We start from the raw sequence: 23,518 nt of genomic DNA, 5'->3' as shown, positions 1-23,518 counted from the left end.
CTGCTGCGTCTCGGCCCCGGGTCTCACGCGGGCCCGGGGCTTTTTTGTGCATATATCGAAAGTGACGGAACCGATGTTTGCGTGGTGGGTTGCGTTTCTCAATATCGGCCGACACCCCACAGTCGGACCTGTATCGCCCCGGCCCCCCCACGCCGGGGCGATTTTTTTTGGGGAAGCCGGGCGATCAGGCGCAGCCCGCCAGTTTCGCATCATCAAGCACGATGCGTCGAAGATCTCCATATAGCCGGCCGGCGGCGGGGGGATCGCGATTGCTCATCACCACGATGATCGTGTCGTCGTCCGGAAACGCACCACCCTCGGCATTGACACCTGGCGCGCCGCCATTGTGGCCGAACCATCGATGACCGTCGACGCTGCCGGTGCCAAATCCGAAGCCGTAATGCATCGCTGGCCGGTCTCCCTGTGCCGGCATCGCCTCGATCTGCGGCCCGGTGAAACTGCGCAGTGTATCAGGCCGGATCAGCTTGCCCGCCAGCAATGCCTGGAAGAAGCGCGCCATGTCCGTGGCGCTGGCATATGCTCCGCCCGCTGGTGATGCATAGCTGCCCCTGGCCGGCGCCGGCCGAAGCGGGCCGTCCGCCGGGGGCGGGGGAGTCGTCCGCGGCGCTGCGCCGTCTTGTCGGGGCGGGCCGCCCGGCCCCGGGCCGTGTAACGGCATGAGGCGTGAGCCCATGCCCCGAGTCATCGGCGTCGCGCGCGTGGCGGCGTCGCCCAGCGTCATGCCCGTGGCCGTCATGCCCGCCGGTCGCAGGATATGCGCGTCGATATAATCGGCATAGTCCTGGCCGCTGGCGGCTTCCACGAGCAGGCCGAGCAGCACGAAGCCCGAATTCGAATATTGGTGGCGTGCACCGGGCGTAAAAGCGGGCGTCTCAGCCGCGACGATCGGCTTATAGTCGCGCGTCGCACGGGCATTTGCGACCACCGCTTCGGCATCGGGACGGAAGATCGAGCCGAGCCCGCCGCTATGCGTGAGCAATTGGCGCACCGTCACCGCCGCCGTACCCGGCGTCAGTCCATCGACATGTTTGCCGACAGGATCGTCGAGCGAGATCTTGCCGGCCTCGATCAATTGCGCGACCGCGACCGCGGTGAACATCTTGGTCATCGAGCCCATGTTGAAACGCGTGTCCGCCGTGATCGCCGCGCTTCCCGCTTCCCCAACCTCACCGCGCGCGAATATCGTGCTGACGCCCTGGCGCATGACCAGGGCGACCCCGCTCAAGTCAGCCGCATTCGCGCGAGCAGCGACACATGCGGCCATTGGTGCACCTGCGCTCGCCATGGCTGGCCAGGCACTCGCCGTCATCGCCGTGCAAGCCAATCCGATCAATATCGTTATACGCATAGATCCTCCCACTCGATCACGGCATTGCAGCCCAGTCTCTACTTCAATTCAAAGAGGGGATATTGAATAAGCATCGCGAATATGGAGGGGGCGATGCAAGAGCGGATCGAAATCACGAACGAAGCGGCGGCGCGCGTGTTCGCCAACGAGCGATCGAGGCTGATTTTGCTGGCGTTGATCGATCGTGCGCGCTCCCCAGCCGAGCTGTCGGCACTCACGGACACGCCGCTGAACCTGATCAGCTATCATCTTCGACGCCTGATCGAGTTTGGGTTGGTGGCGGTCGAGCACGAAACACCGCGCGCGGGACGGGCTATCCGTCATTATCGCGCGACCGCGAAAAGCTTCTTCGTACCCGCGCGACTGACCGGGGCGCTGCCGCGCCAGGACCGGACAGCGCATCTTCAGGCCGCGCTCGAACGCAGCTTCGCCGGATCATATAGCGGGGTACTTTACGATCACGATCGCGGCCCCCGGATGCGGATCATTTCCGACGGCAATGGGCCGCGCAACGCCACTGACCTTTGGCATCGCTGTATGCTGGCGCCCGATGATGTTCGTGCGTTGTCGCGCGAATTGTTCGAGCTGTTCGATCGTTATGCCCGGCTCGATCGTCCCAATGGCCGCCGCCACATCCTCCACGCCGCGCTGGCGCCCGAATGATGGCACGCTTCGCGATCGCTACCGCTCGACGATCCGCGAATAGAGGTGCCAGCTCGCATAGCCCAGCACCGGCAGCGCCACCGCAAGCCCCAGGAACAGTGGAATGCAGGCTGCAGCGAGAATGACCGCGACATAGAATCCCCAGCGCGCGACCATCAGCGGATTGCGCAGCGTGGCGCGAAGAGAGGTTTCGACGGCGTCACTGGCATGGTTGCGCCGATCGACGAGCATCGGGAAGGAGACGAGCGAGATCGCGAGCGTGACGATCGCGAAGCACAGGCCGGCGAGGTTGCCGAAGATGATCAGGCGCCATCCTTCGGCCGATCCGAACAGGTCGGAGACGAAGGCGACCGGACCGGCGGGTGCGAGCGTGCCGAGCGTCGCGTCGTAGATGGCGCGCGCGACGAACATCCAGGCGATGGCGATCAGCGTCAGCATCGCCGCGAGCGCCAGGATCTGCCACCGCGCAGGGCCGCGCAGCGGATCGAGGAAATGGCTCCAGCCGATATCGAGCCCTTCCTCACGCCGTTTCGCAAGCTCATAGAAGCCGATCGCGATCATCGGGCCCAGCAGCGAGAATGCGGCAGCCATCGGAAAGATGAGCGGGATCATGTCGGCATTGAGGGCAAAGGCGGCGGCGAGCAGCGCCAGAACCGGATAGATCACCCCGGCGAACAGGATATCGCCGCGAAGCGCCAGGAAATCGCTCAAGCCCTGCCGGAGCGACCAGTGAAGATCCGCCACGCCGATACGGCGCACGGTTACGTCCGATGTGGGCACTGCGAGCGAAGAGGCGGCGACCATAATGAGTCTCCCGACAAGGCAGGCCTCGGCTGTGCTCAGTCAGGCTGCCGAAAAATGCATGCCGGCGGCGGTTTGCTCGCCGGCACCGCTGATACGGATGATACGCCCATTCGCCAGGACATGCCAGCGGTCTTGCCCGTGGCCGGGATTTGTGCCCTCAGTGTGTCTGCCCTGCACGCAAATCCGACGGCCGCATCCCGAAACGGCGGCGAAACGCCTGATTGAACCAAGTGATGTCGTTGAAGCCCGCCATCAGCGCCAGCGTCGCGATATTGTGATGCGCGAGATAGGGCGAGGTGAGCAGCGCGCGAACATGGCTGAGCCGCTCGCTCAGCACATAATCGGTGAAGCTGGTGCCTTCGTCGTAGAAGAGCGCGCGGATCGTGGCGGGGCTGACCGTGTGACGCTTCGCCATCCATTCCACCGAAAGCTCGGGCAGATCGAGATGTGCCGCGATATCGGCCTTCACCGCACGCCGCCGCGCAGCGCGTACGCCGCCCTTGGTTGCCTCGTGCGCATCGTCGCGCCTGGCGCCCAGCGTCAGGATGGCGAGATCGACGAGATGGCCGGCGAAGACCGATTGTTCCTCCATGCTCAGATCGGTGCCATCGTCGAGCAGCGCTTGGGCATAGCTTTCGAGCAGCCGCGCGGCGGGTAATGAGTGGACCTGCGGTGCGTGGAGGCTGTCGATGCTGCCGAGCCGGGGAACCAGCGTCGCGCGGGGCATGGCGATGCTCAATATCGTACTGTGTTCGGCGACGACGGTGGTGCATTGCCGATCGCGGCGCATCACATTGACGTCGCCTGCCTTCACCGTGCGGCCTTCGCCCCGGGCGTCGATAAGCCCGCCGCCCGATGCGGTGATGCTGAGGTAGAGCAGGCCATTGTCGTCCGACGGGGTGATCAGCCGCAGCGGCGAGGCATCGATCCGCGCGATGTGTATGCTGGCGAGCCCGCGCAGCCCCATGTCGACGCGCACCGGCTCGTCGTCCACAAAATCCACCATGCCCTGCACATGCGCGCCGAATGCGCTTTCGATCGCTTGCGCGCGCATTTCGGGCGGAATGTCGTCACTGGAAAACCGCATCGCCCGGCGACTCCCTGAACAGCAGAAGCGCCCCCACGCCGCCTTCAGATTCGGGATGTTATGCGCCATTGCGGATAAAATGCATCAGGAATTTCCGGCCGTTCGAAAATTCCTGCTGGCTCTGATCTAGCGCAAAACCCTGATCCTGAGCCCAAGACGCGATTCCGCCGATGCGCTAGCGGAATCCCACGCCGTAACGGGAGGGTTTCATGCGTTCGAGCCTGCGTTTCGTTTCCATCGCCGCGATCGTCGCGATCATCGCCACCGTGCCGGGATCGGCGCAGAAGACCACCGGCCCGAAGGAGCGGTACGAGATGGACGTGGCGACCATGTCGGGCTTTGCCGCGATGGCGGGCGGCGGCGGCATGGGCGGGGCGCTCAGCATGATGCTGGGCGGCGGTCCGGACGGCAAGGTCGCCTATCAGCTCAATCTGCGGCTGGGATCGAACCAGGCGCCGACCGCGCCGCCGCCGCAGGGCGATCATTTCTTCCTGCCACAGGCAAGGCTCGGCAAATCGGTGCCGCTGGTCAGCCCCGTCCGCAAACCGGGAACCGAGCCCGAGGGTTTCGAACGGCCCAGGGGCAGGCTGCTGCTTTACTGGGGTTGCGGGGCAAAGGCGGGACCGGGCCAGCCCGTGGTGATCGATTTCGCCAAGGTCGCTGCGGGCCAGATGCCGCCGGGGCTGTTCAGCAGCGCGGTGCCGATCATCCGCGAGATCACCGCCGCGAACAGCCGATCCTATATGGAATGGCCCAATGGCAAGTCGAGCAAGCAGCCCACATCCGGTTCGTCGCTGGTGGGCGGGCACCGCATCGCCAGCAATGCGGGATCGGATATCAATTTTACCCTGGCGCAGGATTATATGCCCGGCGTCAACGCCCAGACCAGCGAACAGTCCGACGGTTCGGTGATGGTCCGCTGGAATTCGGTCCAGCCCGCCACCGGCTATGTCGCCTGGACGATGGGCGGCATGGACCGCAACGACAAGGGCGGAGACATGGTCTGGTGGACGAGCAGCGCCGCGCGCGAGTTCGGCGGCGGGCTGTGGGATTGGCTGCCGCCTTCGGTGGTTTCCAATCTGATCGCCAAGAAGATCGTGATGCCGCCATCGCAAACGAGCTGCCAGATCCCGGCCGAGGTCAAGAAGGCGTCGGGGGAGATGATGATCGGCTATCTGAATGCCTTCGGGCCGGAGGCGCATTTCTCCTATCCGCCCAAGCCCGCCGGCAATGCGGTGTGGAATATCGACTGGACGGCGAAGGTGCGTTTCCGCTCCTACACTATGTTGATGGTGGGCGCGGATATGGAAGGCATGGGTGGCGGCATGGGCGGCAACCGCCGTTCCAGCGAGGGGCCAGCCGGTGATGGCGGGCGCAAGAAGAAGTGCCGGGGCCCGCTCGGCATCCCTCTGCCGACCTGCTGATGGTTTCGGTGCGCGGGAAGACCCCATGGCCTTCCCGCGCAGGCCTTCACTCGGCCGCGATCGCTTCCTCGAACCGGTCGGTTTCGCGGATCAGGCCAGACATCTTCCATTGCTGTTCCAGCACGCCCGGGCCGTAATCCCGCGATCCGCCAAGGGTTTCGGCCAGCGCCTGGAGCCGCGCGCCTTCCTCGAGCAGAACGATATAGTTCGCCAGTGCGAGCAGGCCCTTGCGGCCCCAAGCGGTCGAGCCGCCATTGGCTTCCAGGATCGCGGGCACCTGGGGATCCTCGGCAAGGATTTCGAGGATGAAATTGGCTTCGCCCTGCCGGCGGTCGATATAGATCGGCAATTCGCGAGCCCGCGTCCAGCGCTGGACGGGAACATAGCGGATCGGCAGCGCGCGATGGCTTTGCGACCAGGCGCCCAGATAGGGCGTATGGACATGGCTCACGGTGGTGATGTCGTCATGCGCGCGGAAGATCGGCAGATAGCGGCCGCCGCCGAGATTGGCGTTGGGCGGGCCTTGCAGCACGTCGCCTTCCAGTGTGTAGATTGTGGGCTTGAGTTCGGCATCGGGCGCGAACGGCCCCGGATAGCCGATCGAGACGACCACGGCCTCGCCGGGCACGCGCTCGACGAAATTGACGGTGCCGCTGGGCGAGATGGTGTGGGTGTCGCGCAGCCCGGCAAAGGCGATGGCGGCGTCGCGCGCCGCCTGCGCGGCGAAATCGGTGATGCCGGTGTTGAGTGTCGTCATGATCGGTCTCCTGGGTTGGATCTGAAAATCATTCGGCGGCCTGAAGCAGCGTCTCCGCCTTGCGGCCGAGCAACGGCAAAACTTCCTCGCCGACGCGATAGGCTTCCTCGAGATGCGGGGTGCCCGCGAGAATGAAGGCGTCAGTCCCGCGCGCGATCAGTTCGTCGAGCTTCGCGGCGCATTGTTCGTAGCTGCCGACGATGCCGACCGCGGGGCCGCCGCGCAGCAGATTGAATCCGCCCCAGAGATTGGGGGCGACGATCAGATCGTCATAGCGTTTCGCCTCGGTCGGCTTCAGCGCCGCCTGTCGCGCCGCACCGACGGAGTCGGTCGGCTGGCCGCGCCAGCGCGCGCGCGTCTCGTCGCTGACATTCTCGAAGCCGATGCGGATGTCGCGCCACGCCTCCTCCTCGGTCGCGCGTGCGACCAGATCGACGCGCACGGCGCATTTCTGTTCGCCGCCGAGCGCGGCCGTCCGCTCCTTCACCCGCGCGAACTTGTCGGTGAGCTGGTCGAAGGGTTCGAGCCAGGAGAGATAATAATCGGCGTGCTTGGCGGCCGACTGCAGTGCGGCATCCGAAGAACCCGAGAACCAGATCTCTGGAATCTCCTCGCGCCCCAGCAAGGGCGGAAGCCCGCCATGCTCGACCTTGTAGAAGCGGCCGTCATAACTGAAATCCTGATCCCTCCAGACGCCCTTGAGCACGTCGAGGAATTCGGTGGTGCGGCCATAGCGGTCGTCATGGCTGAAGCTGTCGCCCCACCAGAGCTGCGAAGGGCCGCCGCCGCCGGTGATGATGTTGTAGACGGTGCGCCCGCCCGTCGCGCGCTGGAGGCTCGCGGACAACCGCGCGGCCTGCACCGGATTGAGGAAGCCGGGCTGGAACGCGATCATGAAGCGGAAGCTCTTGGTTTCGCGCGCGAGCAGTGGCGAGATCACCCAGGGATCGTCGGTATTGGGAAAGGACGGGATCAGCCCACCGATGAAACCGGAAATCTCTGCCGCCTTCGCGATCTCCGCCAGATGGTCGATATAGCGGTAGCCGTCATCCTCGCCGGTGGCGGTCAGGCCCGGCGCCTGGTTGCCCGGCACGAGCGGTGACCAGTCGCCCCGGTCGTAGGAGCCGCGACGGACGCTGGCGTGGCAGCCATGGGTGGGCAGGCGCCAGTAGAAGTCGATGGACATGGAACTCTCCTGTTCAGGCAGCGCGGGCCGGCGCCACACGGGCACGCAGGCGCGGAAGGACGAATTGGCCGATGCGATAGGCTTCCTCGAAGCCCGGCTGAGCGGTCAGCACGAAGTGACCGATGCCGAGTGCCGCCAGTTCGGCGAGACGGTCCGCGATCTCGTCATAACTGCCGGCCAGGCTCGGCTCATGCACCTCATGTGCTTCGTCGGCGGTTTCGCGCGCGACGAGCGGCAGCAGGATGCCATATTCCAGATTGCGGCCCTGTTTCAGCGCGAGCCGGTCGAGCGTTTCGATATGGGCGCGCAGCGTGTCGATCGGTGCGTCGTCGAGCAGATGGACGTCCGCTTGCCGTGCCGACAGCGACAGCGCTTCCTCGTCGGTGCCGCGCAGGAAGACGCGCGGGAAATCGACGCCGTTGAGCGGCGCCTCGAACCCGCCGCCTTCGACTTCGAAGAAGCGGCCCTTGTGGCTGAATGGCCGTTCGCGGTGGACACCGCGCGCGACGATCAGGAATTCCTCGGTCCGCGCGATCAGATCGTCTTCGGCAACTTGGTCGGCGCCGCGTGCGCGGGTGGCGGCATCGGCGTCGGGTGCGATCGCCCAGCCGAGCCGGCCATGCGCCAGCCGCTGAAAACTCACCGCCTGCTTGGCGGCATAGACCGCCGAACCGACCGAGGCCGGAAATTCGGGAATGATCGTCAATCGCGGCGCCGATCGCGCGACCGTGGCCGCGACGATCTGGCTGTCATCGGCATCGGCGCGATGCGCGACGAACAGCCCGTCGAACCCGGTGAGCGCGGCGGCGCGGGCGATCTGCGCATAATAGTCGTAGCGGTTGATCGATGCGGTCCGGATATCGCGGATCACCGGCTGATAGCGCGGCCGGTCGGTCGGTTCGGAGCGGCTGTTCTCGGCCGCCGGGTTGAGCTGCCAATAGATACGGATCGTCATGCGGCGTCCTCCTTTTATGCAAAAGCGGGCGCGCCGAAGCGCCCGGAGAAGATGGTCTCGGTGATCGGCCTGCGGCCGCTGGGCAGTTCGGCTCCACGCAAATCCTCATGCAGATCCTGGGGATTGGAGCGACGGCCGAGCGCGATCATCGCCTGCACGTCATGATCGTCAGGAATGCCCAGGCGTTCGCGCGCCGCGTCGCGATCGAAGCCGCCAATGCCATGGGTATGCCAGCCGAGTAGCAGCGCCTGATGCGCGAAATTGGCCCAGGCCGCGCCGGTGTCGAAACTGTGGCTGAAAATTGCGACCGGCTTGCCGTCCCGTTCGAACGCGCGCGCCGACACGACGATGACCAGTGCCGAGGCGCGGTTTGCCCACAGACTGTTACGCGGATTGAGGAAGGATACATAATCCGCCCACGCATCGTCGCCGGGCCGCGCGAACAGGAAGCGCCAGGGCTGTGCGTTGAAGGCGGACGGCGCCCAGCGTGCGGCTTCGAAAGCGCTCAGCAATACCGCGTCGGGCACGGGTTCTCCGGAAAAGCTGCGCGGCGACCAGCGGTCCACAAAAACCGGCTCGATCGGATGATCGGCCTTGCGTGGCGATGCGGCGCTCATCCGCGCTGTTCCTGCGCCGGAAAGCGGACAAGGTTCTCGGGATCGGGCGTGGTGGTGAGTTCGGCCAGGATCTCGTCGCGCAGGCGGTGCAGCACGGGCGAGCTGCGATCGCGCGGGTGCGGCAGGTCGACATCGACGATGCGGCGGATCCGTCCCGGATTGGGCGCCATCACGATGACGCGATCGCCCAGATACAGCGCTTCCTCGACATCGTGCGTCACCATCAGCACGGTCGAGCGCTGTCGCATCCAGATGCGCTGGAGCTCGGTCTGGACATGGACGCGGGTGAGCGCGTCGAGTGCGCCCAGCGGCTCGTCGAGCAGTAGCAAGGTGGGCTCGGTCACCAGCGCGCGCGCGATCGCCGCGCGTTGCGCCATTCCGCCGGAAAGCTGATGCGGATAGGCCTTTTCGAAGCCGGTAAGGTTCACCAGCGCGATATGCTCCGTGACGATGCGCGCGCGTTGTTCCTTGGGGATATCGCTGTTGAGCAGGGCGAGCCCGATATTCTCCTCCAGCGTCATCCACGGGAACAGGCGATGATCCTGGAAGACGATGCCGCGATCGAGGCTGGTGCCGGTGATGCGCTTGCCGTCGAGCCGGATTTCTCCCGAATAATCGGTGTCGAGCCCGACGATCAGCCGCAGCAAGGTCGATTTGCCGCAGCCACTCGCTCCCACGATACTGACGAATTCACCGGGGCGGATCGACAGGTCGATGCCGTCGAGCACCGGCAGTGCGCGGCCGTCGATCGCGAAGGTCTTGGCAAGACCTGAAAGGGTGAGGGCACCCTTTCCGGCGGTATCGATAGACGGGGACTGGGGCAGGATACGGGGATGAGCGGTCATGGCGAGTCTCCGTTTCAGGCAAGGTTGCCCTGCCAGCGCAGCAGATGGCCGCGCAGACGGGCGAAGAGGTGGTTGATCGTGAAGCCCAGCAGGGCGGTGACGGCGATGGCGACCAGGATGATGTCCATGCGTTGCTGCGCTTGCGCGACGCCCATCGTCGCACCAAGGCCACCGCCGGCACCGAGCAGGATCTCGACGCCGATCGTGGCGATCCAGGCAAAGGCGATCGCCTGGGTGATGCCGGTCAGGATCAGCGGCAGCGCGGCGGGCAGCAGCACATATCGGAAACGCTGGAGCGCGTTGAAGCCATAGACGCGGCCGACATCGAGATAGCGGCGTTCGACATGCGCGATGCCCTCATAGGTGCCGAGCACCGTCGGGTAGAAGGCGGCGAGCCCGATGATCAGCAATTTCGCGGATTCGCCATTGCCGAGCCACAGGCCGATCAATGGCAGCCAGCCGAGCAGAGGCACCTGCCGGATCGCGTGGTAGAGCGGGCCGATCAGCCGGTCGACCGGACGCAGCGTCGCCATCGCGACGCCGAGCGCGATGCCGGCGACGCTGCCGAGCAGCAGCCCGGTCACGGCGCGCGACAGGGTGGTGAGCGCATCGTCGAGCAGCAGGCCGCCGGTCGCCAGTTCGGCGAAGGTGGTGGCGATCATGCCCAGCGGCACGAAGGCGAGTGCACGCGCGCCACCGGCATTGGACTGGATGGTCCACCAGCCGAGGATCAGCGCAGGCACGATCAGGCCCAGCGCGATACGGGGCAGGGGGCGGTTCATGCCACCCTCCAGCGCGTATAGCGGCGTTCGACCAGCTTGACGCCGCGATCGAGCGAGAAGCCGATCAGTCCGCTGATGATGACGCCTGCCAGCACCACATCTATGCGGAAGAGCTGGCGCCCCATCTCCATCATCTGGCCGATGCCGTTGTCGGCGGCGAGCAGTTCGGCGGCGACGAGCACCAACCATGCGCGCGTCAGCCCCAGCCTCAATCCGGTGAGCACGGGCGGAACGGTGGCGGGGATCAGGATGCGCAGGAGCAGCGCGGGCAGGGGCGTGCGATAGACGCGAGCGACCTCCAGCCATCCCTTGGGAATGCCGCGCACGCCATCGAAGGCGGCGAGCGCCACGGGGAAGAAGGCGGCGACCGCGACGACGGTGATCTTGAAGCCTTCCTCTATGCCGAGCAGCAGCACGAGCATCGGGATGAAGGCGAGGATCGGCACCTGCCGCACCGCCTGGAACAGCGGCAGGAACAGTGCCTCGAACAGCCGCGACAGCGCGAGCGCGGTGCCGAAGGCGAGCCCCGCCGATGCACCGATGCCAAACCCCCAGAAAAGCCGGAACAGGCTGTCTCCAAGATGGTTGCCCAACTCGCCGTTGCGCACCAGTTCGGCGATGGTCCCGGCAACTTCCGATGGCGAGACGAGGATCTGGGGCGGGAACAGGCCGGCGGACGACGCGACCTGCCACGCGCCGACAACCAGCAGTGGCGGAAGCAAGGCGGTTCCGAGGGCGATGGTGCGTGCGGACATGGTCAGGCTTCTCCCAGCGCGACGGAGGTGGTGGTGGCACTGCGTCGGCGGAGCAGCGTGATCAGGAATGCCGCGGCGAACAGCAGCGGGATCCAGAGCAGAAAGACCGACTGGACCGCGACCATCTTGCTCGCGAAACCGCCCGCGATCGCGCCGAACGACGATCCCGTCATCGATGCGAGATTGTAGAGGCCGGCGATCTTGCTCTTCCCACCGGGTACGCTCGCCAGCATGCGGACGTTGACGAGGTGGACGATCGCCGAGCCGCCACTCAGCAGCATCGCGCCGATCGCCAGTCCGGCGAAACCGCCGCTCAACCCGAGCGCCCCGAGCGCCAGCGCAGCGAGGGAAAGGCTGATGCCATAGGCATAAGGCGTTGCGAGCCTCTGGACGAACGACCCGCCCAGGAACAGCATCGCGACCGAGATCGCGCCCTGGAACAGCAGGACATGGATGCCGTCCTGTTCGGTCAGCAGCGGCAATCCCATGGCGACGAGGATGATGAAGGTGCCGAACAGCGCATTGGTCGCGCTGCTGACGAATTCGACCAGGCAGCTTTCGGCAACGCCGGGATTGGCGAAGATCAGTTGCAGTTCGGCGATGAAGCCAGGCGCCTCTTCCGCGCCGCGCACATCGCGCACCGGCAGGAACGATAGGCTGAACAGCGCCATCAGGCCGAACAGGGCGGCGACAATCCAGAAGCTGATCGCGATGCCGGCACGCTGGCTGAGCAGTGCGGCGGCGGCGGGGCCGATGATCGCGGTGCCGCCGGTGAGCGCGCCACGATACCAGCCCGCCTTCGCCTGGCCGAGCGTCTTCAACCGTTCGAGGAAGGACGAGTTCATCGAGACCATGCGGAAAGGGATGCACAGGCCGATCAGCCCCCGGCCGGCGGCCAGCGCGATCCACGACCCGCTGAGCGGCATGACGAGATTGACGAGCAGCGGACCCAGGCTTGAAAGGAAATAGACGCCGCGCGCGCCATAGCGGGCGATGATGAAGCCGGCGGGCACGGTCACGAGTACCATGCCGATCGATTCCATCGCAGACACGATGCCGACCTGGAACGGCGTGGCGCCAAGCGAGATCGCGTAGAGCGTCGTCAGGATCTTTCCGAGGCCGACGGTGAGGCCGCTGATTGCGGCGAGCACGATGAAGCTGGAAAGGAACCGCGTATCGGACAGGGTGGTGTTCTGGTCGCTCATGACCCCGGCACCCCTTGTGCGGCGGCGGCCTTGGTTGCGGCGGGCTGCCAGAAAGTCTTGAGCTTCAGATTGCGGAGTGCCTGATCGGCGAAGCGCCGGTCGAGCAGTGCGTCGACATCGACCTTCTCACGCACCAGTCCCTGCTTGAAAATATAGTCGGCCGCCGCGCGGTAATGTTCGATCACCGGCGCGTCGAACAGCGGCGACCAGCGATCGGCCCAGGCGATGCGCGGCTCGTCCCATTCCTTTTCGACCACGCTCAGCGGTGTTTCGCCGCGCGATGCGATTTCGGCGATGGCGGCGCGGTTCTCGGGTTGCGCCGCCCAGTGCGCGGCGCGGACATAGGCGTCAGCGACGAGTTGCGTCAGTTCGGGCTGCTGGTCGACGAAATCCTTTCGCGCGAACAGTTCGGCGCGCATCTTCCAGTCGGTCGGCGCTTCCTTGGTCGACCAGATTATATGGCCGACACCTTTTTGTTCGAGCAGGATCGCGTCGGAGAGCAGGAAGACCGCATCGACATCGCCCGATGCAAGGGCTGCATGGCTGGCGGGTGGATTGATGTTGAGGATCTTGAAATCGTCGAGCTTGAGGCCGTTGGCATCGAGCAATTTGGCGAAGGGCAGTTCCCAGGGGCGGCCGCGATGCAGCGCGATCCTCTTGCCCTTCAGGTCGGTGATGCTCCTGGCATCCAGTCCCTTGCGGACGACCAGATAGGCATTCTGGCCGCGTCCGGACGGTACGATCAGCCGGGTTTCGACGCCGCCGGCATTGGCGATGAGCGCGGGGAAGTCGCCATAGCCCGCGAAATCGATACGCTTGCCGGCAAACCCCTCGTTGATCAGCGGGCCGCCGACCGCGGTCGGCACCGGGAACCAGGCGAGTTCAACGCCCTTTTTGGCGAGCTGTTCCTTCAGCCAGCCCTGCTGGATCACGACCTGGGCGAGGCCGCTATATTCCTGCCGGCCCTTATAGGGATAGGCGATCGTGGCGATGGTCAGCGTCCTGGGCAGGCCGGCGGTTTGCGCCGGCGTACCGCCCCGGAACTGGAAAGCGACAAGCGCCGCAAGGGCGACGACCGCGAGCACCGCGATCGACAGGGATTTGCGCGACATGATCCTGATCCTCCGGTTCGATCAGGCCGCGTCGCGTGCGGCGGCGCCGAACAGCGCCTCGAACGGGCGCCGGTCGATCCATTCGCCCACGTCGAAATGGTTCGGCAGGAATCCGCGTTCGAACAGGAAGGTCGTGAAATCGGTGAGCGCGTCGATCGAGGCATCCGACAGGTCCGTCCCAAGCCGCTGATGCAGCGTGTCTCCGCCATAGGCGGCGCGGACGAACTGTTCCGACGAGCCGGTCTCGCGGGAGATATAGGCGAGCGTTTCTTGCGGGTTATATGTTGCCCAATCGCCGGCGGCGATCACCTGCGCAAGCAATCGTTCGGCGATCTCCGGATATTGGTCGAGCGTCGCCGCATCGACGGTGAGCGGGCGGGGTGTACCGTTGTTGATGCGGACCTTCGGATCGGGATGGAAGCCGGTGTCGATCACCACATGCGCGCCGCCGAGGAACGCGAATTCCTGGCCGAGCGATCCCTTCACATGGATTGCGTCAACCTCTCCGCGTACCAAGGCCTGGAACTCGGCGGTGTAGAGCGGGCGTCCGTTCCAGCCGCGCCGCGCCGTGATACCGAGCGGCGACTGGTCGTCTGGCGATATCGGATCGCTTGCATCGATATCGATCCATTCGACCTCGTCCTCACCAACGCCGCCGAGCGACAGGCCCGCGAGCAGCGCGCGCAAGGCGGTTGCGCGGAAGATGTCGATGCGCTGATCCTTGCGCAGCGGCAGTGCGATCCGCCGCCCCCGCAGATCGGCGACGGTGCGGATGCCCGATTGCGGCAGCGCGATGATCGCCTGGCTCTCGTCGATCCACGACAGGCCGATAACGCGGGTCTCGACGCCCGCCGCGCGTGCCCAGATCGCCGGCACGCTGCCGCCCTGGCGAAAGCTGTGCGGCAGGTGATGGTCGATATGCGAGGCGCGGGCGCTCGCATCATTGGTGTCCTGGATCGAATTGACCTGGACGCCGAGCGGCGCGAACGCACTGTCGATCAGCCCGCGATTGACCGCGATACCCAGCGGCGTCGGCACGGGGCAGCGCGTGTACCAGATTTCCTTGGGGTAATTGGGCATGGCCTGGTTCCTCTTCAGAATTTCGCGGAGACCGACGCGCCCCAGGTGCGGGGATCGCCATAGGTGGTGAGGCGGGCTCCCTGCTGGGTGCCGAAGGTCAGGATCTTGTATCGTTTGTCGGTGAGGTTCCGGACGAAGAGCTGGAATTCCAGCCGGTCGCCGGGCGCGGAGAGCGAAAGCCGCGCATTGCCGAGCGCATAGCCCGCCTGTTGCTGATAGCGGCTGACCAGATAGTCGTTGGCGGCGGGATCGGTTTCCTGCGCGTTGACCGTGAAATACTGGCTGGTGCGGTAGCTCCAGTCGCTGCCGACCGCGATGTTCCAGTTGCCGATGGGGAAACTGTATTCGGCGTCGATATTGCCGGTGAAATGCGGGGCGCGGGTGAACTGGTTGCCCTTGCCGAACAGCAGCCCGGTGTTCGGATTGTTGGGGATGAAGTCGTCGGTGTAATTGGTGTCGAGCAGGCCGACGCTGCCCGCGATGCGCAGCCCCTTCACCGGGCGCGCGGCGACGTCGAGTTCGATGCCCTTCGACCAGCCCTTGGCATTGATCAGCCGGGCGGTGAAGATCGTGGTGCCGCCCGCAGAGACGGGAACGCCCTGCACCAGCACCTGGATCTTCTTGTAGTCGTAATAGAAGGCGGCCAGATTGGCGGTCAGCTTGCCGCCGAACCACGATGTCTTGAGCCCCGCTTCGTAGGAATAGAGATCCTCGGGCGCGATGCCGTCGGGATCGAACTGGGCGGCGGCGGTGGCGCTTGCCTGGAAGGTGCCTGACCGGAAACCGCGCGCGAAACGGCCATAGAGCAGGGCGTCGTCGCTGATCCGGAATTGCGGCGTGACGTCCCAGGTCAGGCGGTTCCAGGTCTTCGACGGGGATGCGGTGAAGGGCACATAGGGTGTGCTCGCGGTCACCGAGCTTCTGAGCCACCAGGTAGAGGGATCGGTGAAGGTGACGAGCGGCCGTGCGGCGGTGGGGGCAGTCGCCGGATCGACGGTGTTGAGCCGGCGCGACGCATCGCCCGCACCGTTCAAAATGTCGATCGTCGCCGCGCGCTTCTCCGATGTGTAGCGAATGCCGGCGGTCAGGCTGAGCGCGTCGGTGAAGTTGAAGGTGCCGCTGCCGAACAGCGCATAGCTCTTGGCCGTCTGGTCATAGAGGACGTTCTGGAAATAGGCGTGGCGCCAGCGCGCCGGCCCGGTGCCGCGATCCTTATAGGCCGTCGTCGCGATCGTCGCGGTCGACGCGTCGGAGGAGAAATCCTCCCAGAAATAATGCGCGCCCAGGATCCAGTTGAAGCGATCGTCACGGGGGCTGGTGATCCGGAATTCCTGCGTGAACTGTTCGCTCGACAGATCCGTGCGCGATCGTGAGCCCTCGAACACGGTATAGTCCGCATCGCCCTGGCTGAGGTTGTCGCCCTTGTCCCAGGCGGTGATCGAGGTGACGGTGTAGTCGCCCGGCGTCCATTCGAGCGTGAGCGTCGCGCCGCGCTGCTTGGTCTTCGAAATGCCGGGGACATTGGATGCGTAGAGATCGCGGTTGCCCGTCGGCACATTGCCGTAATCGTCGGCGGGGGCGGACGCGCCCTTCAGCGCCGCCGTGTCGGGGAAGGCGGGTTCGATGAAGCGCGGGATGGGGGTGCCGTCGAAATTGCGGAAGCGGCCGGAGAGCAGGATCTTCAGATCGTCCGAGGGCCTGACGAGCAATTGCACGCGCGCGGCGAAGTCGTCGAAGCGGCCGGTGCCTTTCTCCGCACTGCCGACATTGTCGTAGACGTTGCCGCGCCGCTCGTAGAAGAAGGAGCCGCGCGCCGCGACGACGTCATCGACCACCGCGCCGCCGAAGCCGCCCTGGGTGAAAACCGATCCGAAATTACCGATACCGGCGCGGACATAGCCCGACGGATCGAATTCGGGCTTGCGCGAGATATAGTGGATCGCGCCGCCGACGGTGTTCTTGCCCCACAGGGTTCCCTGCGGCCCGCGCAGTACCTCGACGCGTTCAAGGTCGAAGACCGGAAACGCCTGGAAGAAGGGCGAATTGACATAGACTTCGTCGAAATAGACGCCGATCGGATTGACGACGTTCGCCGCCGGGTCGTTGCTGCCGACGCCACGAATGAACCAGCGCGGCCGATTGCGCCCCTCGGTTTGCGCGGCCGAGGCATTGGGGATCAGGCGGATGATCTCGGCTGCCGAGCGGACCTCCAGCCGTTGCAGCGCCTCGCCGCCGACCGCCGTGATCGCGGTCGGCACGTCGTGCAATTTTTCCTCGCGCCGATTGGCGGTGACGATGATCGCGTCGCCACCGTCATCGGCAGCGGCGACTGCGGCGTCGACCGGTTCGGTCTCCGGTGCTTGTGCCCAGATCGGCGCCGCGGGCGCGGTGAGCGATACCGCGCCGGCCAGTGCGAGATGCGAACGGAAACGGGATTTCAACATCGAGATTTCATTCCTCCGAGTGGGCGCGATTGCTCCCGTTGCCGGGGTGCTCTGTGGCGGCGCGCTTGTGGGCAGATGATCGAAAGCGTCAGGCAACCTGCCGGATATCGGTGGCGAGTTCGGCCAGCGGGCGCGGGTCGATCCATGCGCGCGCGTCGAAATCGTCTGGCAGGAAGCCGTGCGCGAACAGGAAATCCTTGAAGTCCGACAAGGCGTTGATCGCGTCCTCGGTCAGGAAGGTGCCGAGCCGCTGGCTGGCATGTTCGCCATAGGCGGCGCGCACCCAGTCGGGTGACGATCCCGCCTCGCGCGCGATATAGGCGACCGCCTCGTCGGGATGTGCCGCCGCCCAGTCACCGGCGTCGAGCACGCGGCGCAGGAAGCGCGTGACGAGATCGGGGCGTTCCTCGATCAGCCCGGCATCGACGGTCAGCGTGCGCGGTGTGCCGTTGTTGATCCGCACCTTGGGATCGGGATGGAAACCGAGATCGGCGATGATCAGCGCGCCGATCAGTCGCGTGGTTTCCAGCCCGAGCGCGCCCTTCACATAGATTGCATCGACCTCACCGCGCACGAGCGCCAGCGCCTCGGCGCGGTAACCGTGACGGCTGCGGCGGCGAAACCCTTCGCCCGTGGCGATGCCGTCGACACCGTTCGCGACGTCATTGACGGTATCGACCCGCTCGACCGCATCGAGCGAAAGCCCGTCGAGTTCGAGTGCCTTGGCGAAACCCCGAAGCGCGCTGGCGCGATTGAAATCGATCGAGATAGGATTGACCGGCAGCCCGATCCGCCGTCCGCGCAGGTCGCGTGCCCGGCGGATGCCTGAACCGGGAAGCGTCAGGATCGCCTGGAATTCGTCGGTCCAGGACAGGCCGATCACACGCGTGTCGCGTCCATTGGCGCGTGCCCAGATCGCGGGGATATTGCCGCCCTGGCGAAAGGAGCGCGGCAGGTTGTGGTCGAAATGCGATTCCCGCGCATTGGGATCGCTGGTTTCCTGGATCGAGCGCAGGGCGATACCGTCGCGGCCAAATTCCTCGGCGAACCAGTCGAGCTGGACCGCAAGGCCGAGGGGGGTGGGGACGGGGCAGCGCGTATACCAGAGTTCGCTGATCTCTTTGGTGGTCGTCATGTCGCAGGGCCTTTTCGATGGGCGCACGCGCCCGGCGCCGCGCGATCAGGCGCGGCTGATGGATGTGCAAAAGGGATGGCGCGGGCGTGGTGGCCCGCGATCAGTTCAACTCAACGGCGACATCGCCGCGAGCGGAGTCCGTCTGTCGTGGAAACGTGTCTTCGCATTCGTCACTTCCCCTTAACCTGGGGGGATCACGAAGCCGGGCGTCACGCTGCCCTGCATCGCGCTTTAGCCGTTGTTGACGCGGAGCAAGCTGCATCCCTTCAAAAGCCGCGAGTCTTATCGGCAGCGAAAAGCCGGAGGGCGGCGACCAGGCGCCCTCTGTTCCGATAAAGTCTACTTAAATTGTAGAAAAAAAGTCCGCAACTCAACTTTTGCTATTCCGTGCGATAGTCGGGCTAGCCCGATCGCCATCGCCTGCACGATTTCTGCACGACAGTTCCACCGATGCAGCACGTTGGGCGGACCATGGCTCCCCGGCCGCAAGCCATGATGCAGTCTCCACTGGGAGGGACCGGTCATGCCGCTTCGCTATTCCTATTCCGCCAAGTTCGGCGCGGCGGTCGCGCTCGCGCTCTTCGCCAACTGGCTTTTCCTGTTTCACCATGTCGGCGCAACGACCGGCTACTTCGCGCTTGCCATGATCGCCGTACTGTTGGCGTTGCGCCCCGCGATCCGGCGTAACCCTTTCGCCATCGTCGCGATTGCAATCGCGACGGGGCTTGCCGGCGTGCTGGCCGAGGCGCCGTCGCTGCTCGCGGCGATCCTGTGCTGGACGGCTCTGGCCTTCGCGGCGATCAGCCCGCGGGTGGCGGGGTTCGACGATGTGCGGCGCTGGGCCATCCGGCTCTTGCTGCACCTGTTCTCGATTCCCGTCGGGCCTGTGATCGATGCCGGCCGCTGGTCGCGGGCGCGCCGGCGGGTGAGCGGGCGTCTGCGGCTGTTGCCGCTCGTCGCTTTGCCGATCGCGGGTAGCCTGGTGTTCCTGGCGTTGTTCGCCACCGCCAATCCGGTCATCGCCGACGCACTGGCGCAACTCGATGCCGGGCTCGCGATCGACGGGGCCTTTCCCGTCCGCGCCGCTTTCGTGGCCATGGTCTTCGCACTTGGCTGGGCCTTGCTGCGGCCCTTCGTCTTCGTGCCGTTCGGTCCGCCCCGGACGGCCGGTGCGCCGCTATCGCTGCCTGGCGTCAATACCGCTTCGGTCACTTTGTCGCTCGTGACGTTCAACGCGTTGTTCGCGGTGCAGAACGGACTCGATATCGCCTTTCTGTGGAGCGGCGCGCCTTTGCCTGGCAAGCAGACCATGGCCGACTATGCGCATCAGGGCGCTTATCCGCTGATCGCGACGGCGTTGCTTGCCGGGTTGTTCGTGCTCGTTACCATGCGTCCGGGATCGGAGACGGCCGGTCGCCCGGCGATCCGCGCGCTGGTGACGATCTGGGTGGCGCAGAATATACTGCTCGTTGCATCGTCGATGTTGCGGACCTTCGACTATATCGATGCCTATTCGCTGACACGGCTGCGGATCGCCGCGCTGATCTGGATGGGGCTGGTCGGACTGGGCCTGATGCTGATCTGCCTGCGCATGTGGCGGGGCAAGAGCGATGGCTGGCTGATCGGGATGAATGCCGTCGCGGCGCTGCTGGTTCTCGGCGCGTGCAGCGTCGTCGATCTCGGCCGGATGGCGGCCGCCTGGAACGTCCGTCATGCGCGCGAGGCGGGGGGACGGGGTGTGCACCTCGATCTTTGCTACCTGAATGAACTTGGTTCCTCCGCGCTGCTGCCGATCGTCGAGCTTGAAGGGCGGACACGCGATGCGGCACTGCGCGAAAAGCTGGCCTGGTCGCGCAACCGGCTGATGGACGAGATGGAACCGGTGCTGACCGACTGGCGCGGCTGGACCTGGCGCGACGACCGGCGTTTCCGGACGGCGGAGCGGTTGATCGCCGAAAAGGACCTGAAACGGCAGCATGTCGGCCCTCGCCGATGCGATGGCGTTCCGTTCCCGCCGCCCGAACCGGCAATCGCGGTGATCGTCGAAACGGCGCCGGCGGTGGTCGCTGCGCCGCCATCCTCAGCCATCGCACGCGAAAAGCGCGCCGAACCTTTGACAGCGGAGCCCAAGCGGTGACAACAGCGTACCATATGAGCCGGTTGATCCTGATCGTCGATGACGACCCGCATATCCGCGATGTCCTGTCCTTCGCGCTCGGCAAGGCGGGCATGGAAACGCGCGAGGCGGGTGACGGGGAGGACGCGCTCGCGGCCGTGGAGAAATGGAATCCCGATCTCGTCATCCTCGACATCAATATGCCGCGTCTCGACGGGATCGAGGTTTGCAGGCGGCTGAGGGCGACGGGCGACGTGCCGGTGCTCTTCCTGTCGTCGCGCGACGACGAGATCGATCGTGTCGTGGGATTGGAGCTGGGGGCCGACGATTATGTCGTGAAGCCTTTCTCGCCGCGCGAGATTGTCGCCCGCGTCAACGCCATCCTGAAGCGCGGCGGGCGCGCATTGGCGGCGGCCGGACCGCAGGGGCAGGTGGTCCATAATCGCCTGTCGCTCGACCCCGAGGGCTGGGAAGCGCGCTGGGCGGGAGAGCCGGTGGAACTGACCGCGACCGAATTCCAGTTGCTGCTGTTGCTTGCGTCGCTGCCGTCCAAGGTGTTTGGCCGAGATGCGATCATCGATCGGCTGCACGGGCCGGGCTTCGCGGTGACCGACCGCACGATCGACAGCCATATCCGCAACCTGCGCGCCAAGTTCGTGGGGCTGGGGGCGGGCGACCTGATCGAGACGCGTCCGGGCATCGGTTACCGGATCGGGGTGTGTACAGGGACCGCTCAGTGAGTTTCCTGCTGCCATCCCCGCGAACGCGGGGATCCAGAGGCATAGTGTGCGATCTCCGGCATCTCCTGGATCCCCGCGTTCGCGGGGATGACATCCAGCGGCGATGATCGAACCGCTCAAGCAATGGCTCAAGCGGCATTGGCCGCCGATCCGGCTGCGCGCGATCCTGTTCGGCGTGCTGTTGTTCGTCGCGGCGCTGCCCGGCGTCGCCGCGGTGTTCCTGCGCGTCTATGAGAATACGCTGGTCCAGCAGACCGAAACCGAGCTGATCGCGCAGGCGGCGGCACTGGCCGGTGCCTATCGCTCGTCATGGCCCGAACCGATCGCGAAGGAACCGCGACCGCTCCGAATCGAGCGGCCGCGCGTCGATCTCAATGCGATGCCGATCCTGCCGGTGATGCATGCTCCGATCGTCGCCGACCGATCGGATCCGCGCGCGGCGATCGCGGGACGCCGGCTGAAGCCCGTTGTCGAGGATACCGTCCAGACCACGCTCGCATCGATCCGTGTGCTCGATCATCGGGGCGTCGTTGTCCTCGGGCGCACCGATCTGGGCCGCAGCTATGCGCAGGTGCCGGAGGTGAAAGCGGCGCTTGGCGGCCGGAGCATGACGGTGCTCCGCCGGCGCGGCGGCTATGAGGCGCGTTATGCGGCGGAGGCGCTCAGCCGGGCTTCGGCGATCCGTGTCCATTATGTGCGGCCGGTGATCGCCAATGGCCAGGTGATCGGCGGATTGATGCTGTCGCGCAGCCCGCGCGGGCTGTTCCTCGGCATCTATCAGGATCGCGGCAAGATCCTGTTCGGCATGTCCGCGATCTTCGTGACCTTGCTGTTCCTGGCCGGACTGCTCTCCCGCGCGATCGCCCGGCCGATCGAGGCGCTGAGCCGGGCCACCGAGTCGGTGGCGCGCGGTGCGGTCGAGGTCCCGGAAACGCCCGCGACCGCCGCGGTCGAGATCCGCACGCTCTACGAGAATTTCGCGCTGATGGCGGAGCGGATCGAAGCGAGATCGCGTTATCTGCGCGATTTCGCAGCGGCGGTGAGCCACGAGTTCAAGACGCCGATCGCCGGACTGCGCGGTGCACTCGAACTGCTCGGCGATCATGGCGCGGAGATGACCGAGGCCGAACGGACGCGCTTCCTGTCGAACGCGATGGCCGATGCAGATCGGCTGTCGCACCTCGTCCAGCGGCTGCTCGATCTGGCGCGCGCGGATATGACGGTGATGCCGAACGACGCCGCCACCGGGCTTGCCGGGCCGGCACGGCGCGTGGCCGACGCGCATCGCGGCGAAGGGTTGGCGATCGATATCGCGATTCCGGGGGATCTGCCGGCGGCGGCGGTTCCCTCTGAAGTGATCGAGGCGGTGCTGGAAACTCTGGTCGAGAACAGCCGCCAGGCGGGGGCTGTGCGAATCGGGATTTCAGCGCGCGTGGATGAGGGCGGGTTGTTGCTTTCGGTTGCCGACAATGGTCGCGGCGTACCGGCAGCCGATCACGAGCGCATCTTCGAACCCTTCCATACCGGCCGCCGTTCCGAGGGAGGATCGGGGCTTGGCCTGGCGATCGCGCGTTCGTTGCTGGCGGCCAGCGGCGGCGGCATCCGCAGCATGCGCGTGGAAATAGGGGCCTTGATCGAGATCAGATTGAGGCGTGCGTGATATCCGCCCAGATCGGCAGGTGATCGGATGCCTTGCGCGCCGCCGCGCTCAGATGGACGCCGCTGTCGGCCACTTCCAGATGCGGTGAAACCATGATGCGATCGAGCATCGCGACCGGGCGGCGGGCATGGAAGCTCTTGCCGCAATCGGCGAACGCGAAATGCTTGCCGAAATCGCGCAGGCAGCCCGATTGGCGGCTCCACTCGTTGAGATCGCCCATCATCACGGTCGGCATCGGTGCGCAGGCGTCGAGATGATGGAGCAGCGCGTGCGCCTGGCGGCGACGCCATAGCCCGGACAGGTCCAGGTGCATGCCGACGATGCGCAGCGTCGCGCCGTTGAGCGCGATATCGGCCAGTACCGCGCCGCGCGGTTCGAGTGCAGGCAGGTGAATCACCTCGCGGCGGATGATCTTTGCCGACTTGCGCACGAGGATCGCGTTGCCGTGCCAGCCCAGGCTGTTCGCCCGCATGTCGAAGGGGACATGGGCATAGTCGCTATGTTCGTCGAGCATGTGGAGAGGGATGACGCCGATGCGTGCGCCGAAGCGCCGGTCCGCTTCCTGCAGCGCGATCACATCGGCTCCGATCTCGTTGAGCACCTCCAGTGTCCGTTCGGGGCGTCGGCGGCGATCGGTGCCGATGGCCTTGCGGATATTGTAGCTCGCGACGCGCATCATGCGGACGCCATAGCCGGACTGAAGCAATGGGGGCAGGCGGAAAATCGTACGACCATGGCGTGACAACGCACAAAGGCGTCTGGCGTTCGACGATTGGAACAGT

21 protein-coding genes are annotated in these 23,518 nt (G+C 65.7%); 5 read left to right on the top strand and 16 right to left on the bottom strand.

The annotated features are described in order from the left end of the window. Positions 1 to 184 precede the first annotated feature (184 nt). Positions 185 to 1,285, bottom strand: coding sequence for a serine hydrolase domain-containing protein (locus tag ACODTA_RS03970; RefSeq protein WP_489065388.1), 1,101 nt, complete (start codon positions 1,283 to 1,285; stop codon positions 185 to 187). Positions 1,286 to 1,462: 177 nt separating this feature from the next. Between ACODTA_RS03970 and ACODTA_RS03965 the strand changes: the two genes are divergently transcribed. Next, positions 1,463 to 2,032, top strand: coding sequence for an ArsR/SmtB family transcription factor (locus tag ACODTA_RS03965; protein WP_489064499.1), 570 nt, complete (start codon positions 1,463 to 1,465; stop codon positions 2,030 to 2,032). Between the two features lie 18 nt (positions 2,033 to 2,050). On the opposite strand, the gene ACODTA_RS03960 is transcribed toward ACODTA_RS03965, so the two are convergent. Both ACODTA_RS03960 and ACODTA_RS03955 read right to left on the bottom strand, forming a co-directional pair. Beyond that, positions 2,051 to 2,836: a DUF2189 domain-containing protein gene (locus ACODTA_RS03960; protein WP_489064498.1), complete on the bottom strand. Its 786-nt coding sequence runs from the start codon at positions 2,834 to 2,836 to the stop codon at positions 2,051 to 2,053. A 157-nt stretch (positions 2,837 to 2,993) separates the two neighbouring features. Beyond that, the gene (locus ACODTA_RS03955; protein ID WP_489064497.1) at positions 2,994 to 3,923 is read right to left on the bottom strand and encodes an AraC family transcriptional regulator; all 930 of its coding nucleotides are present in this window, start codon (positions 3,921 to 3,923) and stop codon (positions 2,994 to 2,996) included. Between the two features lie 209 nt (positions 3,924 to 4,132). Here ACODTA_RS03955 and ACODTA_RS03950 point away from each other — a divergent pair, with 209 nt between their 5' ends. Continuing rightward, positions 4,133 to 5,347 carry a hypothetical protein gene (locus ACODTA_RS03950; RefSeq protein ID WP_489064496.1) on the top strand — a complete coding sequence of 405 codons (1,215 nt, stop codon included), beginning with the start codon at positions 4,133 to 4,135 and terminating at the stop codon, positions 5,345 to 5,347. Between the two features lie 46 nt (positions 5,348 to 5,393). On the opposite strand, the gene ACODTA_RS03945 is transcribed toward ACODTA_RS03950, so the two are convergent. The 12 genes from ACODTA_RS03945 to ACODTA_RS03890 all read right to left on the bottom strand — a co-directional run bounded on the left by ACODTA_RS03945 (position 5,394) and on the right by ACODTA_RS03890 (position 18,220). Next, entirely contained in the window at positions 5,394 to 6,104 is a 711-nt protein-coding gene (locus tag ACODTA_RS03945; RefSeq protein WP_489064495.1) for a class II aldolase/adducin family protein, read from the bottom strand. A 28-nt stretch (positions 6,105 to 6,132) separates the two neighbouring features. Beyond that, positions 6,133 to 7,290: an LLM class flavin-dependent oxidoreductase gene (locus ACODTA_RS03940; protein WP_489064494.1), complete on the bottom strand. Its 1,158-nt coding sequence runs from the start codon at positions 7,288 to 7,290 to the stop codon at positions 6,133 to 6,135. A gap of 13 nt (positions 7,291 to 7,303) precedes the next feature. Beyond that, positions 7,304 to 8,245, bottom strand: a complete 942-nt coding sequence (locus tag ACODTA_RS03935) for an LLM class flavin-dependent oxidoreductase (RefSeq protein ID WP_489064493.1) — start codon at positions 8,243 to 8,245, stop codon at positions 7,304 to 7,306. 14 nt (positions 8,246 to 8,259) lie between these two features. Continuing rightward, positions 8,260 to 8,862, bottom strand: a complete 603-nt coding sequence (locus tag ACODTA_RS03930) for a nitroreductase family protein (protein WP_489064492.1) — start codon at positions 8,860 to 8,862, stop codon at positions 8,260 to 8,262. Next, the gene (locus tag ACODTA_RS03925; protein ID WP_489064491.1) at positions 8,859 to 9,707 is read right to left on the bottom strand and encodes an ABC transporter ATP-binding protein; all 849 of its coding nucleotides are present in this window, start codon (positions 9,705 to 9,707) and stop codon (positions 8,859 to 8,861) included. The genes ACODTA_RS03930 and ACODTA_RS03925 overlap by 4 nt, the downstream gene beginning before the upstream one ends. A 14-nt stretch (positions 9,708 to 9,721) precedes the next feature. Further along, positions 9,722 to 10,489: an ABC transporter permease gene (locus ACODTA_RS03920; RefSeq protein ID WP_489064490.1), complete on the bottom strand. Its 768-nt coding sequence runs from the start codon at positions 10,487 to 10,489 to the stop codon at positions 9,722 to 9,724. After that, on the bottom strand, positions 10,486 to 11,244 hold the full coding sequence (locus tag ACODTA_RS03915) for an ABC transporter permease (RefSeq protein ID WP_489064489.1): 759 nt from the start codon (positions 11,242 to 11,244) through the stop codon (positions 10,486 to 10,488). The genes ACODTA_RS03920 and ACODTA_RS03915 overlap by 4 nt, the downstream gene beginning before the upstream one ends. A 2-nt stretch (positions 11,245 to 11,246) precedes the next feature. Then, a complete protein-coding gene (locus ACODTA_RS03910) occupies positions 11,247 to 12,449 on the bottom strand; it encodes an MFS transporter (RefSeq protein ID WP_489064488.1) in 1,203 nt (400 codons plus the stop codon). After that, entirely contained in the window at positions 12,446 to 13,561 is a 1,116-nt protein-coding gene (locus ACODTA_RS03905) for an ABC transporter substrate-binding protein (RefSeq protein WP_489064487.1), read from the bottom strand. The genes ACODTA_RS03910 and ACODTA_RS03905 overlap by 4 nt, the downstream gene beginning before the upstream one ends. A 21-nt stretch (positions 13,562 to 13,582) precedes the next feature. Continuing rightward, positions 13,583 to 14,641 carry an ABC transporter substrate-binding protein gene (locus ACODTA_RS03900; RefSeq protein ID WP_489064486.1) on the bottom strand — a complete coding sequence of 353 codons (1,059 nt, stop codon included), beginning with the start codon at positions 14,639 to 14,641 and terminating at the stop codon, positions 13,583 to 13,585. A gap of 14 nt (positions 14,642 to 14,655) precedes the next feature. Beyond that, entirely contained in the window at positions 14,656 to 17,085 is a 2,430-nt protein-coding gene (locus tag ACODTA_RS03895) for a TonB-dependent receptor (RefSeq protein WP_489064485.1), read from the bottom strand. A gap of 88 nt (positions 17,086 to 17,173) precedes the next feature. After that, positions 17,174 to 18,220 (bottom strand): ABC transporter substrate-binding protein, encoded by a 1,047-nt coding sequence (locus ACODTA_RS03890; RefSeq protein ID WP_489064484.1) that lies wholly within the window; start codon positions 18,218 to 18,220, stop codon positions 17,174 to 17,176. A 523-nt stretch (positions 18,221 to 18,743) separates the two neighbouring features. Here ACODTA_RS03890 and ACODTA_RS03885 point away from each other — a divergent pair. The 3 genes from ACODTA_RS03885 (at position 18,744) to ACODTA_RS03875 (ending at position 22,736) form a co-directional block, all read left to right on the top strand. Continuing rightward, complete coding sequence (locus ACODTA_RS03885; protein ID WP_489064483.1) at positions 18,744 to 20,357, top strand: DUF4153 domain-containing protein; 1,614 nt, start codon at positions 18,744 to 18,746, stop codon at positions 20,355 to 20,357. Positions 20,358 to 20,371: 14 nt separating this feature from the next. Then, positions 20,372 to 21,076, top strand: coding sequence for a response regulator transcription factor (locus tag ACODTA_RS03880; RefSeq protein WP_489064482.1), 705 nt, complete (start codon positions 20,372 to 20,374; stop codon positions 21,074 to 21,076). A 103-nt stretch (positions 21,077 to 21,179) separates the two neighbouring features. Further along, positions 21,180 to 22,736 (top strand): sensor histidine kinase, encoded by a 1,557-nt coding sequence (locus tag ACODTA_RS03875; protein ID WP_489064481.1) that lies wholly within the window; start codon positions 21,180 to 21,182, stop codon positions 22,734 to 22,736. Here ACODTA_RS03875 and ACODTA_RS03870 read toward each other — a convergent pair. Next, entirely contained in the window at positions 22,717 to 23,415 is a 699-nt protein-coding gene (locus tag ACODTA_RS03870) for an endonuclease/exonuclease/phosphatase family protein (protein WP_489064480.1), read from the bottom strand. The two genes, ACODTA_RS03875 and ACODTA_RS03870, sit on opposite strands and share 20 nt — an antisense overlap. Positions 23,416 to 23,518: the final 103 nt, after the last annotated feature.

It is taken from the genome of Sphingomonas sp. FG14, from assembly GCF_057809675.1.
The sequence above is the reverse complement of the archived record's forward strand: the minus strand, read 5'-3'. Positions and strand labels throughout refer to the sequence as shown.

Bases quoted from the DNA above. Each gene is read 5' to 3' on its own strand.
- ACODTA_RS03970 (WP_489065388.1), bottom strand. From the start codon at position 1,285: ATGGCCGCATGTGTCGCTGCTCGCGCGAATGCGGCTGACTTGAGCGGG.
- ACODTA_RS03965 (WP_489064499.1), top strand. From the start codon at position 1,463: ATGCAAGAGCGGATCGAAATCACGAACGAAGCGGCGGCGCGCGTGTTC.
- ACODTA_RS03960 (WP_489064498.1), bottom strand. From the start codon at position 2,836: ATGGTCGCCGCCTCTTCGCTCGCAGTGCCCACATCGGACGTAACCGTG.
- ACODTA_RS03955 (WP_489064497.1), bottom strand. From the start codon at position 3,923: ATGCGGTTTTCCAGTGACGACATTCCGCCCGAAATGCGCGCGCAAGCG.
- ACODTA_RS03950 (WP_489064496.1), top strand. From the start codon at position 4,133: ATGCGTTCGAGCCTGCGTTTCGTTTCCATCGCCGCGATCGTCGCGATC.
- ACODTA_RS03945 (WP_489064495.1), bottom strand. From the start codon at position 6,104: ATGACGACACTCAACACCGGCATCACCGATTTCGCCGCGCAGGCGGCG.
- ACODTA_RS03940 (WP_489064494.1), bottom strand. From the start codon at position 7,290: ATGTCCATCGACTTCTACTGGCGCCTGCCCACCCATGGCTGCCACGCC.
- ACODTA_RS03935 (WP_489064493.1), bottom strand. From the start codon at position 8,245: ATGACGATCCGTATCTATTGGCAGCTCAACCCGGCGGCCGAGAACAGC.
- ACODTA_RS03930 (WP_489064492.1), bottom strand. From the start codon at position 8,862: ATGAGCGCCGCATCGCCACGCAAGGCCGATCATCCGATCGAGCCGGTT.
- ACODTA_RS03925 (WP_489064491.1), bottom strand. From the start codon at position 9,707: ATGACCGCTCATCCCCGTATCCTGCCCCAGTCCCCGTCTATCGATACC.
- ACODTA_RS03920 (WP_489064490.1), bottom strand. From the start codon at position 10,489: ATGAACCGCCCCCTGCCCCGTATCGCGCTGGGCCTGATCGTGCCTGCG.
- ACODTA_RS03915 (WP_489064489.1), bottom strand. From the start codon at position 11,244: ATGTCCGCACGCACCATCGCCCTCGGAACCGCCTTGCTTCCGCCACTG.
- ACODTA_RS03910 (WP_489064488.1), bottom strand. From the start codon at position 12,449: ATGAGCGACCAGAACACCACCCTGTCCGATACGCGGTTCCTTTCCAGC.
- ACODTA_RS03905 (WP_489064487.1), bottom strand. From the start codon at position 13,561: ATGTCGCGCAAATCCCTGTCGATCGCGGTGCTCGCGGTCGTCGCCCTT.
- ACODTA_RS03900 (WP_489064486.1), bottom strand. From the start codon at position 14,641: ATGCCCAATTACCCCAAGGAAATCTGGTACACGCGCTGCCCCGTGCCG.
- ACODTA_RS03895 (WP_489064485.1), bottom strand. From the start codon at position 17,085: ATGTTGAAATCCCGTTTCCGTTCGCATCTCGCACTGGCCGGCGCGGTA.
- ACODTA_RS03890 (WP_489064484.1), bottom strand. From the start codon at position 18,220: ATGACGACCACCAAAGAGATCAGCGAACTCTGGTATACGCGCTGCCCC.
- ACODTA_RS03885 (WP_489064483.1), top strand. From the start codon at position 18,744: ATGCCGCTTCGCTATTCCTATTCCGCCAAGTTCGGCGCGGCGGTCGCG.
- ACODTA_RS03880 (WP_489064482.1), top strand. From the start codon at position 20,372: ATGAGCCGGTTGATCCTGATCGTCGATGACGACCCGCATATCCGCGAT.
- ACODTA_RS03875 (WP_489064481.1), top strand. From the start codon at position 21,180: ATGATCGAACCGCTCAAGCAATGGCTCAAGCGGCATTGGCCGCCGATC.
- ACODTA_RS03870 (WP_489064480.1), bottom strand. From the start codon at position 23,415: ATGATGCGCGTCGCGAGCTACAATATCCGCAAGGCCATCGGCACCGAT.